This is a genomic window from Nonomuraea helvata, assembly GCF_039535785.1.
Taxonomy (GTDB): Bacteria; Actinomycetota; Actinomycetes; order Streptosporangiales; family Streptosporangiaceae; genus Nonomuraea; species Nonomuraea helvata.
Genome location: NZ_BAAAXV010000009.1, coordinates 2039018 through 2052936, shown reverse-complemented (window position 1 = coordinate 2052936; position 13919 = coordinate 2039018). Strand labels below are relative to the sequence as shown.

14 protein-coding genes and 1 pseudogene are annotated in these 13919 nt (G+C 71.2%); 11 read left to right on the top strand and 4 right to left on the bottom strand.

Annotated features, from left to right (window positions below):
• Positions 1 to 2: 2 nt before the first annotated feature.
• Entirely contained in the window at positions 3 to 1034 is a 1032-nt protein-coding gene (locus ABD830_RS42960) for a glycosyltransferase (RefSeq protein ID WP_345000329.1), read from the bottom strand.
• A 30-nt stretch (positions 1035 to 1064) separates the two neighbouring features.
• Positions 1065 to 2072 carry a glycosyltransferase family A protein gene (locus ABD830_RS42955; RefSeq protein ID WP_345000327.1) on the bottom strand — a complete coding sequence of 336 codons (1008 nt, stop codon included), beginning with the start codon at positions 2070 to 2072 and terminating at the stop codon, positions 1065 to 1067.
• Between the two features lie 183 nt (positions 2073 to 2255).
• On the opposite strand from ABD830_RS42955, the gene ABD830_RS42950 reads away from it, so the two are divergent.
• The 10 genes and pseudogenes from ABD830_RS42950 (at position 2256) to ABD830_RS42905 (ending at position 11690) form a co-directional block, all read left to right on the top strand.
• Positions 2256 to 3479, top strand: a complete 1224-nt coding sequence (locus ABD830_RS42950; protein WP_345000325.1) for an endonuclease/exonuclease/phosphatase family protein — start codon at positions 2256 to 2258, stop codon at positions 3477 to 3479.
• Positions 3480 to 3517: 38 nt separating this feature from the next.
• Positions 3518 to 4600 (top strand): glycosyltransferase, encoded by a 1083-nt coding sequence (locus ABD830_RS42945; protein ID WP_345000323.1) that lies wholly within the window; start codon positions 3518 to 3520, stop codon positions 4598 to 4600.
• On the top strand, positions 4597 to 5565 hold the full coding sequence (locus tag ABD830_RS42940; RefSeq protein WP_345000321.1) for a lysylphosphatidylglycerol synthase domain-containing protein: 969 nt from the start codon (positions 4597 to 4599) through the stop codon (positions 5563 to 5565). The genes ABD830_RS42945 and ABD830_RS42940 overlap by 4 nt, the downstream gene beginning before the upstream one ends.
• Before the next feature lie 199 nt (positions 5566 to 5764).
• A pseudogene (locus ABD830_RS42935) lies at positions 5765 to 6073 on the top strand (AfsR/SARP family transcriptional regulator); the annotation flags it as partial.
• An 81-nt stretch (positions 6074 to 6154) separates the two neighbouring features.
• Complete coding sequence (gene cseB / locus ABD830_RS42930) at positions 6155 to 6856, top strand: two-component system response regulator CseB (RefSeq protein WP_345000319.1); 702 nt, start codon at positions 6155 to 6157, stop codon at positions 6854 to 6856.
• Position 6857: 1 nt separating this feature from the next.
• Entirely contained in the window at positions 6858 to 8126 is a 1269-nt protein-coding gene (locus ABD830_RS42925; RefSeq protein WP_345000317.1) for an ATP-binding protein, read from the top strand.
• Positions 8127 to 8273: 147 nt separating this feature from the next.
• Entirely contained in the window at positions 8274 to 8756 is a 483-nt protein-coding gene (locus ABD830_RS42920; RefSeq protein WP_345000315.1) for a hypothetical protein, read from the top strand.
• On the top strand, positions 8753 to 9802 hold the full coding sequence (locus tag ABD830_RS42915; RefSeq protein ID WP_345000313.1) for a peptidoglycan-binding protein: 1050 nt from the start codon (positions 8753 to 8755) through the stop codon (positions 9800 to 9802). The genes ABD830_RS42920 and ABD830_RS42915 overlap by 4 nt, the downstream gene beginning before the upstream one ends.
• Entirely contained in the window at positions 9799 to 10488 is a 690-nt protein-coding gene (locus ABD830_RS42910; RefSeq protein WP_345000311.1) for an ABC transporter ATP-binding protein, read from the top strand. Before ABD830_RS42915 ends, ABD830_RS42910 begins: the two co-directional genes overlap by 4 nt.
• The gene (locus tag ABD830_RS42905) at positions 10485 to 11690 is read left to right on the top strand and encodes an ABC transporter permease (RefSeq protein WP_345000309.1); all 1206 of its coding nucleotides are present in this window, start codon (positions 10485 to 10487) and stop codon (positions 11688 to 11690) included. The genes ABD830_RS42910 and ABD830_RS42905 overlap by 4 nt, the downstream gene beginning before the upstream one ends.
• An 8-nt stretch (positions 11691 to 11698) precedes the next feature.
• Here the strand turns inward: ABD830_RS42905 and ABD830_RS42900 are convergent, their stop codons facing one another.
• Entirely contained in the window at positions 11699 to 12508 is an 810-nt protein-coding gene (locus tag ABD830_RS42900; RefSeq protein WP_345000307.1) for a class I SAM-dependent methyltransferase, read from the bottom strand.
• 78 nt (positions 12509 to 12586) lie between these two features.
• On the opposite strand from ABD830_RS42900, the gene ABD830_RS42895 reads away from it, so the two are divergent.
• A complete protein-coding gene (locus ABD830_RS42895; RefSeq protein ID WP_345000305.1) occupies positions 12587 to 13240 on the top strand; it encodes a class I SAM-dependent methyltransferase in 654 nt (217 codons plus the stop codon).
• Here ABD830_RS42895 and ABD830_RS42890 read toward each other — a convergent pair.
• Positions 13208 to 13903 carry an AraC family transcriptional regulator gene (locus ABD830_RS42890; RefSeq protein WP_345000303.1) on the bottom strand — a complete coding sequence of 232 codons (696 nt, stop codon included), beginning with the start codon at positions 13901 to 13903 and terminating at the stop codon, positions 13208 to 13210. The genes ABD830_RS42895 and ABD830_RS42890 overlap by 33 nt on opposite strands.
• Positions 13904 to 13919 lie beyond the last annotated feature (16 nt).

The following is a 13919-nucleotide window of genomic DNA, read 5'->3' as shown; positions in this document are numbered from 1 at the left end:
ACTCACACCTCCGCCGACGTGGGGTAGGCCGGGATGTCGTACGTGTGCCTGAACCGGCTGGACAGCAGGCACTGGGCGGCGCCGGCGAACACCGCCACCGCGACGGTGACGTTCACCAGGAAGTGGACCGCGGTGAAGTAGAGGGTGAACCAGATGCCGGCGTAACGCCGGACGAAGCGGTACATGCCGAGGTCCGCCGCGATCGAGCCGGCCAGCAGCGCGACCGGCGCGACCAGCCAGGCCGGGCCGAGCAGCACCGGCAGCGGGGCGGTGAGCACGGCGAACAGGGCGGCGAGCGAGCCCCAGCCCCGGCTGCTGTTGGTCGGGCCGCCGTTGAAGTCCGGGCGGCGCAGGTACAGCGGGATGTGCAGGCGCGCGCGGTGGAAGAACTTCGACAGCACCACACCGAGGCGGTCGTCGTGGTCGTGCCTGCCCCTGATCCGGTTGTCCAGCACGATGCGGTACCGCTGCGTGACGCGGTGACCGTACTCGGCGTTCTCGCTGTGCCGCAGCGCGGGGTTCAGCGGGCCCACCTCGCGGAAGACCTCCGCCCGCATGGCGAACAGCGCGGAGTAGATCGTGGTGATCTCGCCCTCGTCACCGGAGATCCAGTAGTGCAGCTGGAGGCTGCGGTACCGCTCCACGAGGCTGTCCGGGATCAGCGGCTCCGGGTCGTAGGTTCCGCACACCACCCCGAGGGTGGGGTCGGAGGTGAGCAGCTCCACTGCGTACTCGACCACGTCCTCGGCCAGCGCCAGGTCCGAGTCGAGGAAGAACAGCACCTCCCCGCGCGCGTGCTCGACGCCCAGGTTGCGTGCCGCCGGGGCGCCGATGTTGGTGTCGGTGACCACGACCCGCACGCCGTGCCGGTGGGCGATCTCCACCGAGTCGTCGGTGCTGCGGTCGTCGACGACGATCACCTCGATGTGCGGGTACGTCTGCCGCTCCAGCGCGCTCAGGCACAGGTCGAGCGTGCGGGCGTAGTTGTAGTTCGGCACGATGACCGAGACCAGTGGCCGTACCTGCGGCGTCATCGGGGTCCTCCTTCTGACCTGCATCGCCGCTCAGTCCTGGGCCGTGAAGATCGGGGCGGGACTCTCCAGGCGGGAAAGCACGAAACGGTGCAGGACGCCCATCGCTCCGCCGAGGGCGCCGGTGAAGGTGACGGCGAGATGGACGCCGGAGAAGTAGACGCCGAACGGTATGCCCCGCTGGACGTAGGCGAAGCGGTGGGTGTCGGCGTCCAGGGCGATGGCGGCGGCGACGAGCGCCGCCGGGACGAGTGCGCCGCGGCGGCCCGCCACTATCGGCAGGGCGAGCGCCGGGGCCGCGGCGAGCAGCAGGACGCCGCCGATCGCGCGGGGCACGGAGTCCCCGGGTGTCTCTCCCTTGCGCCAGTCCATCGCGCTGATGCGTGCGCGGCGGAACACCTTGCGCAGGATCGTCCGCAGGGTGGCGTCGTGGTCCTTGCGGCCGCGGATCGCGTCGCTCAGCTTCACCCCGTAGGACCGCGTCACGCGGATGCGGTAGTCGGAGGAGACGGTCTCGCGCAAGCGCGGGTCGAAGGGGCCGACCTCGGCGAACACCTTGGCCGGTACGGCGAGCACGGCCGCGTGCAGCTCCAGGGTCGGCCGGTGGGCCGGCATCCACCAGCGGTGCATCTGCACGGCGCGGTACTGGGCGGCCAGGCTCTGGGACGCCAGCGACTCGGGCCGCAGGATGCCGCCCAGGGCGCCGATCTCCGGGTGGGCCCCCAGTATCCGCACCGCGTTCTCCACGGCGTCCGGATCGAGGGCGATGTCGGCGTCGAGAAAGAACAGGATCTCCCCTGCGGCGTGCTCGGCGCCGAGGTTGCGCGCGGGAGTCGGGCCGCCGTTGACCCTGGTGCGCACCACCTTGGCGCCCTTGGACGCGGCCACCAGCGCCGCGTCCTCGGTGCCGCAGTCATCCACCACGATGACCTCGATATGCGGATAAGTCTGTTCTTTCACCGCATCCAGGCAGAGTCGCAACACGTCGGACCGGTTGTAGCTGGGGATGATGACCGAGACTAGCGGGTGCTCCCGACTCATGATGTGCTCCATCAGCTAGAGCTCGTTGTTCCGAATGTTCGGTTCACGCTAGACACGGCGGCTTGTCCCATTCTTGTCGCGCCCGCCGAGCCGATCGCCTCTCCTGGCGGCGGCCGCTGACAAGGATGCGACAAGGACTCCTGAGTACGTTCGATGGCGGCCGACCCACCGAGGATGGTGTTGATGAGCGACCGGGACGCAGCGATCGAGGAACAGCTCACCAGCGCGCCGCCCCAGCCCGAGAGGGACTGGGCGACGCGCGTCCGGCGTTTCGTCCGCCCGCGGCGGCGCTGGTGCTGGGGCACCAAGCTGGTCGTGACCGCCTCGGTGGCATGGCTGCTCTTCGTCCTCTGCCACCTGCTGGCGAGCGGGCGCACCTCCCTGTGGGCGCCGCTCGAGCTGATCCCGCCGCTGATGTTCCTGGCGGTCCCCGCGCTGCTGATGGCCGTGGCGCCGCTGGCCCGGCCGGTCCGCTGGCGGATCATGTCGCTGCTGCTGGTCACCGCGGTGCTGGGCGCCGGGCGGAGCGGAGTCAACTACGCCACCCTCTGGTACACGCCGCCCCCCGCAGGCCCGGGGGCCATCACCGTGGCCGCCTGGAACACCGAGTTCTGGGACCAGGACTGGCGCACCGCCGAGGGCGACCGGTACTCGCCCGGGTTCTACGCCTACCTGCACAAGCTGAACGCCGACGTCTACCTGCTGATGGAGTACCTGTACGTGGACACCGGGGCGGGGAACATGCGCTCGCAGCGCTGGACGGCCGACCTGGCGCTGCGCATCGACAAGCTGGCGGAGCTGCGCCGCGAGTTCCCCGGCTACCACGTCGCGGTGTCCGGCGAGCAGATCACGCTCTCGCGGTTCCCGATCGTCGGGCACCGCGGCCTGGACATGCGCCCGTGGCTGCCGGCCGACCAGAAGCCGATCCCCGAGGCGCTGCGGGACTGGCCGGAGGGCTACACGGTCGAGACCCTGCGCACCGACATCGACGTGAACGGCAAGGTCGTCTCCTTCTACGACGGGCAGATCTCCCAGCCCCCGCTCGAATGGCGGCTGTACAGCGCCGAGTCCCGCGACATCAACTTCAGCCGGACCCTCCGGCGGGAGGCGAGTTACCGCGCCATCAGCGCGGACATCGCGGCCAACCCGAATCCCGCGGTGCTCGCCGGCGACCTGAACACCTCCCCGGCGATGGGCATCCGCCGCCTGCTCCCCGAGAGGCTGGTGGACCGGACGCCCGCGCTCTCGTCCCTCTATCCGGCGACGTACCTGGCCGGGACCGCCGAGCTGTGGCGGATCGACTGGCTGTACACCACCCCCGACGTGACGGTGCACAGCTACGAGCTGCCCGGCTCCGAGGGGCTGTCCGACCATCGGGCCCAGCGCATGGTCATGTCGGTGTCCTGACCGGCGCGGGCCAGACCTGATCGACGAAGGGAACCGACATGCCTGACGAGATGGCCTGGCGTGGTGATGTCGCGGTCATCGTGCCGAACTACAACAAGAGGAAGACCCTGCGGGCCTGCCTGGAGTCGGTGTACGCGCAGACCTACCGCCCGGCCGAGGTCATCGTGGTCGACGACGTCAGCACGGACGGCTCGCTCGAGATAGCGCGGGAGTTCCCCTGCACGATCGTCGAGTCGCCGCGCAACCAGGGGCCGGCGGGGGCCCGCAACCTCGGGGTGGCGAGCAGCTCGGCCCCGCTGCTGTTCTTCGTCGACTCCGACACGGCGCTCGCGCCGGACGCGATCCACAACGCGGTCAAGGCATACCGGGAGACGCCGGACTGCGGCATGGTTCAGGGCATCTACGACGCCGAGCCGCTGTACGACGACGGCCCGGTCGAACGCTACCGGGTGCTGTGCGAGCACTACGAGCGCAGCCAGACCACGGCGACGTTCCTGTCCTGCACCCTGATCCCGCGCCACGTCTTCGAGGAGACGGGACGGCTGGACGAACGGCTGCGCGACGGCGAGGACTTCGAGTTCGGCACGCGCGTCCCGGCCCGTTACCGGCTGGTGGTGACCACCTCCGTGGTCACCAAGGCGGACGACGAGGACCGGTTCTGGGGGTGCCTGGCGGAGCGCTTCGTCCGGTCCACCACGCTGCCGGTGATCATGGTCCGGGCGCGGCGGCTGCGTGGCGAGGGCAAGGTCGGCTTCCAGCTCAACATGATCGGGACAGGGCAGCACAAGCGTCGCAAACCACCACGGGTCTCCTCCGCTTCGGCGACGGCCACCTTCCTCACCCTGCCGCTCGCGCTCGTCAGCCCCTGGCTGCTGGCTGTGCCGGCGGCGACGCTCGGGGTGTTCCTCTGGATGAACCGCCGGTTCATCGGGTTCGCCCGCCGGTATCGAGGCGCCCGTTTCGCGCTGTGGGTCGGCTGGATGCAGCTCTGCTTCCACACGGCCTTCTTCCTCGGCGCCTGCGTGGGGCTGCTGCGTGTCGCCTACGAGCTGGGCCGCCGGCAGGGAGAACCGGTCAGGACCGGCCTGTCCCCGGTGCCGTCGGCTGGGACGCGCGAGTGAGAGCGATCAGGCTTCCCCGGCTGCCGCGCCCGGTGAGGCGGGCGCTGGTCGCCGCGTTCGCCCTCGCCGTCGTGGCCGCGATCGCGCTGACGCTGTCCCGGCTGGACTGGGGCGTGGTCGCCGTCCTGTTCACCCGGCGCGACGCCGGGCAGATCAGCCTCCTGCTGGGCGGCGCGCTGCTGGCGAGCATGGCGGGACTGTCGTTCGGGTTCCTCGCCTGGCGTGTCGTGCTGCTGGAGACCGGCCCCCCTGTCAGCGAGCCACGGGTGGTGCGGATCTTCTTCGTCGGCTTCCTGTCCAAGTACCTGCCGGGACGGGTGCCCGGCATGTTCGCCGCCACCAAGGTGGCCACGGCCAACGGCGTCACCTTCGGCAGGCTGATCAGCGTGGCGGCGCTCGTCATGAGCCTGGTGCTGCTGAGCGGGTTCACGGTGGGGCTGCTCGCGGGCGTGCAGATGCTGGGCGCCCGGGCGGTGTGGCTGGCCGGAGCCGCCGTGCTCATCGTCCTCGTCCTGGTGCATCCGCAGATCGTCAACCAGGGCTCCGCGCTGCTGCTGCGGCTGCTGCGCCGTCCTGCGGCGGCCAAGGCCGCGTCGGTCCGGGGAGTACGGCTCGCCGTCGCCTGGCAGAGCCTGTCGTGGGTGGTCACAGGGCTGCACCTGTGGCCCCTGGCCATCGCGATGGGGGCCTCCCCGTCACGCTCCCTCGCGCTGTGCGTCGGCGCGTTCACGCTCGCCACGTCGGTCGGCATCGCGAGCGTGTTCATCCCCGACGGCATCGGCGTCCGCGAGGCGGTGCTCACGGCCGCGCTGACCGTGGTGCTGCCCGCCCCGGCCGCCGCGGCGGTGGCCCTGGCCAGCCGCCTGATCTCCGTCATCAGCGAGGTCCTGCTCGGCGCGGCCGCCCTCGCGACCGCCGAATACCTCATCCGCCGCGGGCGGACGGCCGTGGGCGAGCCTCAGTGAGGTGGCGGGCTCATGTCGCCCCTGGGGGCACCGCCATGCGCCGGCTCACGTCCTGCCAGATCTCCCCCACGACCGGGTCGGCCTCCAGTGCTTCACGCTCCGGCGTCCGCAGGGTCAGCCAGCTCATGAAGGCACGCAGGCGGTTGCTCTCGCGGCACCGGAGCGCTCGTAGCCGACGGGGTCCCGCCATGCCTGCCTCGAGCAGCGGCGCGCGTCGGCCGTGGAGGAGCGCTGGGCGCTCGACATCGAACAGGGCGAATGTGGCGAGGCGATCGCCGAGCTGACGCTCGCGACGGCGGCGGAGCCCTGTCGCGAGCGGTTGTGGGAGTTGCTGATGTGGGCCCTCGACCGCGACGGCCGCCGCGCGGAGGCCCTGTCGGCCTACCGGCGGATCGCCCGGTTGCTGGACGACGATCTGGGCCTGGAGCCCGGTCCCGGTCTGCGCAGGATGTACGCCCGGATCAGGACGCCGGCCGACGCCTCACTCGGGCCGGTGATTCCTGGCTGATACATGGCCGATGTGTGGTGGATGCCCGCAGAGCGCATCCTTGTATGGTCTTGTGATTAGTACGTCAGCTTTTGGGGAGCAATGTCGGCTTCGGTGACCGTCCTGCTCGTCGAGGACGACGAGGTGATCCGCAAGTCGGTCGGGATGGTGCTGGAGCGCTACGGCTATCACGTGAGCACCGCCGGCGACGGCCTGACCGGTCTCGAACTGTTCAGGGAGCGGCGGCACGACGTGCTCCTGCTGGACGTGATGCTGCCGGGGCTGGACGGCATCGGGCTGTGCCGGCAGGTCAGGGAGTGGAGCCTGGTGCCGATCCTGATGATGTCCGCACGTGGTGACGCCCTGGACGTGGTGTCGGGGCTGGAGGCGGGGGCCGACGACTACGTCGTCAAGCCGGTCGACACCTCCGTGCTGGTGGCCAGGATCCGTTCCCTGCTGCGACGGGCCTCCTTCGCCCCGCGCCTCGGCCAGGTCGCCGGGCCGGCCGACGGCGGTGCCGGCGACCTGGTCTTCGGGGACCTGACCGTCGATCCCCAGGGCCTGGTGGTGCGCCGCGCCGGCGAGCCGGTCGCGCTCGCTCCCACCGAGCTGCGCCTGCTGCTGGAGTTCGCGGCGAATCCGGGGATCGTGCTGGACCGGCAGACACTGTTGCGCAACGTCTGGGATTACGGCTGGGACGGGGACAGCCGCGTCGTCGACCTGTGTGTGCAGCGGCTGCGCAAGAAGATCGGCGCCGACCGGATCGAGACGGTGCGCGGTTTCGGTTACAAGCTGCGGCGCTGACGTGGGACAGGCCATCGCCCGGGCGGCACGTGGGCCGCTCAACTGGAGGTCGCTGCGCTGGAAGATCGCCGCGCTCGTGGCCCTGGCGTGCTGCGCGGTCGCGCTGGCCGTCGGGGTGCTGGTCCACCAGCGCACCTTCGACAGTTCCATGCGTCTGGGCAGGGATCGGGCTTTCAGCGAGCTGCTGGTCGTGGTGGACACCTACCGGCGTACGGGTGCCGCACCGGCCGATCCGCCGCAGTCCGCCGAGGTCCCGCCCGCGCTGCTCCAGCGGGCCAGGAGCACAGGCCGATTCAGCACCTGGTATGACGACCGCCGTCCGGACATTCCCTGGATGTGGGCGGCTCAGCTGATCGACGGCCAGGTGCTGACCGTGCGGGTCGACATGGGCTCGGAGATACGCGGTCTGTGGGCCCTTGACCGGAACATGGTGAAGGCGTCGCTGGCCGTGCTCGCGGTCGTCGTACCTCTGGCCGCGTTGGCCGCCGAGGCGCCCAACCGGCGGCTGAGGCGGGTGGCCCGTACCGCGCGGCGGATCGCGGACGGCGATCTGGAGGCCAGGAGCATGATGGGCGGCAGGGGCGGCGACGAGATCACCGAGATCTCGGCCACCATCGACTCGATGGCCGACAGCCTGCGGGACCGGCTGTTGAGCGAGCAGCGCTTCACCGCCGACGTGGCCCACGAGTTGCGCACCCCGCTGATGGGACTGGTCGTCTCGGCGGAGCTGCTGCCGCCGGGCGAAGCCACCGACCTCGTACGTGACCGGGTGCGGGTGCTGCGCGCGCTGGTGGAGGACCTGCTGGAGATATCCCGGCTGGACGCGGGCGCGGAGCGGGCCGACCGCCGTCCGGTCCCCCTGGGCCGGGTCGTCGAGGAGTCCGTGGCCCGGACGAAGCTCCAGGTCCGGCTGACGGTGACCGGTGAGCCGGTCGTCGACACCGATCCGCGCCGCCTCGACCGGATCATCACGAACCTGGTCACCAACGCCCACCGCCACGGGCGCTCTCCGGTCGAGGTCGCCGTCAACGGCACGACGATCGTCGTACGCGACCACGGCCCCGGATTCCCGGACGGGCTGCTGGCAGAGGGGCCGCAGCGGTTCCGCACGGGTGGGGCCGAGCGCGGCCACGGCCTGGGCCTGGCCATCGCCGCCGGGCAGGCAGAGGTGATCGGCGCCGATCTCGCCTTCGCCAACGCCCCGGACGGCGGCGCGATGGCCACGCTCCGCCTACGGAGGTACGCCGACGCGTGGCGGCCGGAGTCCTGATACACACCTGATGCGCGGCCGAGCGGCCGGGGATACGCGACCGCGACCGGGTGAAGGCCTGAACCGCGCATTGTGGCTGACGTGCGCCGCTGCGGCGTACCGACCTCTCGGGACTCCCCCGTCCGATCACAGCCACGGAGAAGAGCCATGCCCAGCACACTCCACGTTCCTCGTACTCGCGTCGCGCTCGCGGCCTTCGCCTGCCTCGCGGGTCTGCTGACCGGTTGCGGCAGCGCGGCCGGGTCGAGCGGCGCCGCGAAGAACCCGCCGGCCTCCGCCGACACGGCCGGGCAGAAGTACACCGAGTGGGAGCTCAAGTTCCGGTCGTGTCTGAGCGACAAGGGCTTCGAGCTGCCGAAGGAGCCCGGCAAGATCGACTTCGGGGACCGGCAGGACGCGTACAAGGTGGCGGAGGACGCCTGTATCAAGCAGATCGGCAAGCCGCCGGTGGCCTCCGACGACCAGCCCGCCAAACCCGGCGCGGAGGCGGAGGAGCGGAAACTCAAGCAGCTCCAGTGCCTCCGCGACCACGGATACCGGGTCAAGGACCCTGGTGCCGGGCAGGCGCCCCAGATCGAGGTGCCCGAAGGCGTCTCGGAGGACGGTTTGACGAAGTGCCTCAGCCAATGATGCGCAAGTGGGCGCCGGGGATCGCGGTCGTCGCCCTGGGCGCGGCCGCGGCCGTGACACTGGCGCGGCCCAGGGACGATCCCGCCGCGAAGACCGAACGGAGGCACGTGCCGAACACCGCTGCCGTGGAACGGAAGACGCTCCAGGAGACCATCACCGCGCTCGGAACACTGCGCTACGACGCGTCGACCCGGCTCGACGCCGGCCGCGCCGGCACCCTCACCGGCCTGCCGCGCGAAGGTCGCAGGGTGAAGCGCGGCGGCGTGCTGCACTCGATCGACAACCAGCCCGTGGTGCTGTTGCGCGGCAGGCTCCCCATGTGGCGGTCCTTCGAGAGCGGCATGCGCGACGGGCCGGACGTACGGCAACTGGAGCGGAATCTCGACGCCCTCGGCCACTTCACCGGGACTCCCGACGCCCACTTCGACTGGTACACGAAGGTCGCGATCCTGCGCTGGCAGGACGCCATCGGCGTACGGGAGACCGGGTCGATCAAGCGCGGTCAGATCGTCTTCGCCCCGGGCGAAGTGCGCGTCGCGGAGACCGTGGCGCAGGTCGGCGACCAGGTGGCGGCCGGTACCACCGTCATGAAGCTGTCCGGGCTCGACAAAGTCGTCATCGCCGATCTCAGACCCGCTGACCAGGGCGTCGCCAAGGTGCGCGGCAAGGTCACCGTGAACCTGCCCGGCGGCAGGGCCACGACCGGCACCATCGCCAGGGTCGGCGCGCCCCGGCAGCGGGCGGACGGCGGCGAGAAGACGGTCGTCGTACCCGTGAGCATCACTCTCGACCGTCCCTCTGCGGCAGGCTCCCTCCAGGAGGTCTCCGTGTCGATCGACTTTCCCACCGCCCGCCGCGAAGACGTCCTCACCGTGCCTGTCGCCGCGCTCATCGCCCTCCCGGACGGCGGATACGGCGTCGAGGTGGTCGGCGACGCAACAACGACCCGGACTGTCACGGTGAGGACCGGACTGTTCGCCGGCGGCTCCGTGGAAGTGACCGGCGACGGACTCGCCGGTCAGGAAGTCGTGGTCCCGACACTATGAGCGACTCCGTCATCGAACTCGACGAGGTGGTCCGCGACCACGGAAGTCCGCCGGTGCGCGCGGTCGACCACGTGTCGCTGTCGGTGGCCCGCGGCGAGTTCGTCGCACTCGCCGGCCCCAGCGGCTCGGGAAAGTCGAGCCTGCTCAACATCATCGGCACCCTCGACCGGCCCACGAGTGGACGTGTGACCATCGACGGCCACGACGTCGGCCTGATGGACGACGCGGCGCTCTCGGCGCTGCGCGCGTACCGGATCGGGTTCGTCTTCCAGCAGTTCCATCTCGCGGACGGGGTCAGCGCGCTCGACAACGTCGCGGACGGCCTCATCTACACCGGGACACCCCGCGGGCAGCGGCGCCGCCGGGCGATGGCGAGCCTCGCCCGCGTCGGCCTGGCGCACCGCCTCGACCACAAGCCCCACCAGCTGTCCGGCGGTGAACGACAGCGCGTCGCCATCGCCCGGGCCACGGTGTGCGACCCGGCGCTCCTGCTCGCGGACGAGCCCACCGGCAACCTCGACCAGCGCTCCGGCGCGGGCGTGATGGAACTGCTCCACGAGCTCAACGCCACGGGCACCACCATCGTGGTGATCACGCATGATGTGCGGCTCGCCGAGCAGATGCCGAGGCGGATCACCATCAGGGACGGCCGCGTGGTCGAGGACCATCAGGCGGCGCCGGTATGAACAGCGGACCTCAGGCCGGGATACGCCGGTCACGCCTGCTCCGCTCGGACGTCTACCGGTTGGGCGCGTCGGGGCTGAGATCACGGCCCACCCGGGTCGTCCTCTCCGCGCTGGGCATCGCGATCGGCATCGCGGCGATGATCGCCGTCGTGGGCATCTCCACGTCGAGCCGGGCGAAGCTGGACGCACAGCTCGCGTCGCTGGGCACGAACCTGCTCACCGTCCGCCCCGGTACCTCGCTCACCGGCCGGGACACCACTCTGCCTGCCGAATCCGCCGGCAAGGCAGGGCTGATCCGGGGAGTCTCGATCGCCGGAGCGGTCGCCACGTTGCCGGACGTCAAGGTGTACCGGAGCCGGCTCATCAATCCGGACAAGTCCGGCGGCATCGACGTACAGGTCGCCGACCTCGCTCTCCTCAGGCTCCTCGACGGCACGCTGCGCCAGGGAACCTGGCTCACCAAGGCGACCGCGCGCTACCCCGCCGTGGTGCTCGGCGGCATCGCCGCCGACCGGCTCGGCATCGTGAGCCCCGGAAGCCAGATCTGGCTCGGCGGCACCCAGTTCACGGTCGTCGGGATCCTCGACGCCCTGCCACTCGCCCCGGAGCTGGACACCTCCGCGTTCATCGGCGCGGCGTTCGCCACCGCGCGGTTCGGCTGGGACGGCAGACCGACCACCGTCTTCGAGCGCTCCGCCGATGCCGAGGTGGAAACGGTGCGGAGGCTCCTGCCGCGCACGGTGAACCCGGAACATCCCGAAAGGGTGCGGGTCTCCCGGCCCTCCGACGCTCTGGCGGCGAAGAACGCCGCGGACCTCACCTTCACCGCCCTTCTGGTCGGGCTGGGGTCGGTCGCGCTGCTGGTCGGAGGCATCGGCGTCGCCAACACCATGGTGATCTCCGTACTCGAACGTCGCAGGGAGATCGGGCTACGGCGCGCGCTCGGCGCCACCCAGGGACACATCCGGACCCAGTTCCTGGCGGAGGCCCTCCTGCTGTCCGCACTCGGCGGGCTCGCCGGGACCGTCATCGGGTTCGGAGTCATCGCGGTGTTCGCCGGGACCAACGGCTGGCCCATCTCGGTGCCTCCCGCCGTGTTCGCCGGCGGCATCGGCGTGACCATGCTGATCGGGGCCGTCGCCGGCCTCTATCCGGCGATCCGCGCGTCGAAGACACCGCCGACAGCCGCCCTGAACAGCTGACCACGCCGTCACCTCGCGTGCCGCGCTGCGCGACGCTCTGGGCAGGGCCGGCGGCCTGTGATCACCTCGGTCACCAGCTTCTGCTCCCACCGGCCTGCCGGGTTGTCGGCGAGCAGGGCCCGTCGCAGCGTCTCGACGAAGGCGGCCAGCCGGTCGCCGAGCCGGGCGGGCGAGCTGTAGGAGTAGGAGAGCTGGAGCCCGATCAGCCCGTCCACGTCCCAGGTCAGCCGGCGCGTGAAAACCCGGGACTCCAGCTCGCTGAACGGCGAGGCGGCCAGCACGTCGTGGTGGTGCTCCCCGGTGGCGTGGAAGGAGTTGGCCGCCGTGTGGATGTCGAGGCCGAACGCCTCGCACACCCGCCGCTCGACCGGCTGCCACGGCTGCGCGTCCGGTTGCCACGGCTCCCCCGGGCGCCGCACCGGGCCGACCAGTGCGACCGCACCACCGGGCGGCAGCAGCTCGTCGAGCTGCGCCAGGACGGACCTGCGGTTCATCCAGTGGAACGACCGGCCCATCACCACGTGATCGAACGGCGGCAGAGCCCGCAGCGTGGTCGAATCGCCGCACAGCCAGACGATGTTGGGGAGGTCGCCGGCCAGGCGCCTGCCCTCGGCGAGCATCTCCAGCGCCGGGTCCACGGCGAGTACCGCCTGCACCCGCCGGGCCAGCGGGACGGCGATCGTTCCCGGGCCGCAACCGAGGTCCAGTACCCGGCTGTCCGCCCCGGACGTCTCCGCCAGGTGCTCGATCACCGCTGGGCCGTAGCCGGGGCGGTATCGGGCGTAATAGGACGCGGCGCCGCCGAACAGATCCTCCACAGATGGGACCATAAGCTCCCTCGACGTCCGAGCGTTCTGTTCAAGACCACGGAGCGCCGCGCGACCGAGACTGCGTACATGTCTCAACGAACCTTCACCCCGGCCCTCGGCCGCCTGGGACTCACCCGCCTGTTCGACCCGGTGATCGCCCTGACACGCGAGCGGCTGTGGCGCAGCCTGGTGGCCATGTACGTGGCGCCCCGCCCCGATGACACGGTCGTGGACGTCGGCTGCGGCACCGGCTCACTGGCGATGCTGCTCCACCGCCTCGAACCGCGGGCACGGATCATCGGCGTCGACCCCGACCCGGAAACGCTGGCACTGGCGCGGCGAAAGGCAGGGACCGGCGCGACGGCCCCGCAGTGGCGGCTCGGCATGGGCGACGCGCTGACCGAGCTCCTGGAGCCGGGCTCGGCCGACACGGCGGTGTCGAGCCTCGTCCTCCACCAGTGCCCGCTCCCGATGAAGCGGTCGATCCTGGCCTCGATGCACGCCGTACTGCGGCCGGGCGGCAAGCTCGTCATCGCCGATTACGGCCTGCAGCGGAGCACGCTGATGCGCCTGGCGTTCCGTACCGTGCAACTGGCCGACGGGGTGCGCGACACTCAGCCCAACGCGGACGGCGTGCTGCCCAGGCTGATGGCCGAGGCCGGGTTCGGCGACGTACGCGAGGCAGAGGTCGTGCCCACGGCGACCGGCTCAATCTCCGTCTACGTCGCCGCGCGAGGCTGACGAGCGCAGCATCGGCAGTACGGTCGCCGGCGTGAACCCGATCATCTCGCGCAGTTGCCGGTTGAAGTGCGCCTGATCGGCGAAGCCGCCCGTGACCGCCGCCTCGGCGATGGACTGCCCCTCGATCAGCGCCAGGGCCGCACGCGTCAGGCGCTGCCAGATGCGCCACCGCGCGAGCGGCATACCGAGCTGCCGCCTGGCCAGAGCACGCAGGCGTTGCGGGGACAGCCCGGCCTCCGCGGCCGCCTGGGTGACCTGGATGTCCCGGCGGGCCAGCGCCTCCATGGCCGCCATCAGCCGCGGGTCGGGCGTGCCTGACGGCTCGGGCGCGCCGGCGAACCGGATGTCCTCGTCGCGCAGCCCGTACAGATCGGCGGCCGCGGTGATCCCGGCGCCGCAGCGTTCACGCAGCCCGGCCGCGAACGAACACTGCGGTTCGACGAACCACGTACGCAGGTACGGCGCGGCCGACATGCGATGGCGCACCATGGGCGGGACGATCAGCGCCACGCCGCGATGACACGCTCCCGACTCGTCCGTCACGACCACTTCGCCCTCCACGGCGACGGTCACCTGGAAGGCGGCATGACGGTGCTGGACGTTCTCCGTCGACGGCCCCCAGTACGACGCGAACCCGTCACCGATGACGAAGCGCCTTCTCATCGCGTGAGACGAGCCC

Excerpts from the sequence above, each read along its gene's own strand:
- ABD830_RS42960 (WP_345000329.1), bottom strand. The coding sequence starts at position 1,034 with ATGACGCCGCAGGTACGGCCACTGGTCTCGGTCATCGTGCCGAACTAC.
- ABD830_RS42955 (WP_345000327.1), bottom strand. The coding sequence starts at position 2,072 with ATGAGTCGGGAGCACCCGCTAGTCTCGGTCATCATCCCCAGCTACAAC.
- ABD830_RS42950 (WP_345000325.1), top strand. The coding sequence starts at position 2,256 with ATGAGCGACCGGGACGCAGCGATCGAGGAACAGCTCACCAGCGCGCCG.
- ABD830_RS42945 (WP_345000323.1), top strand. The coding sequence starts at position 3,518 with ATGCCTGACGAGATGGCCTGGCGTGGTGATGTCGCGGTCATCGTGCCG.
- cseB (WP_345000319.1), top strand. The coding sequence starts at position 6,155 with ATGTCGGCTTCGGTGACCGTCCTGCTCGTCGAGGACGACGAGGTGATC.
- ABD830_RS42920 (WP_345000315.1), top strand. The coding sequence starts at position 8,274 with ATGCCCAGCACACTCCACGTTCCTCGTACTCGCGTCGCGCTCGCGGCC.
- ABD830_RS42915 (WP_345000313.1), top strand. The coding sequence starts at position 8,753 with ATGATGCGCAAGTGGGCGCCGGGGATCGCGGTCGTCGCCCTGGGCGCG.
- ABD830_RS42910 (WP_345000311.1), top strand. The coding sequence starts at position 9,799 with ATGAGCGACTCCGTCATCGAACTCGACGAGGTGGTCCGCGACCACGGA.
- ABD830_RS42905 (WP_345000309.1), top strand. The coding sequence starts at position 10,485 with ATGAACAGCGGACCTCAGGCCGGGATACGCCGGTCACGCCTGCTCCGC.
- ABD830_RS42895 (WP_345000305.1), top strand. The coding sequence starts at position 12,587 with ATGTCTCAACGAACCTTCACCCCGGCCCTCGGCCGCCTGGGACTCACC.
- ABD830_RS42890 (WP_345000303.1), bottom strand. The coding sequence starts at position 13,903 with ATGAGAAGGCGCTTCGTCATCGGTGACGGGTTCGCGTCGTACTGGGGG.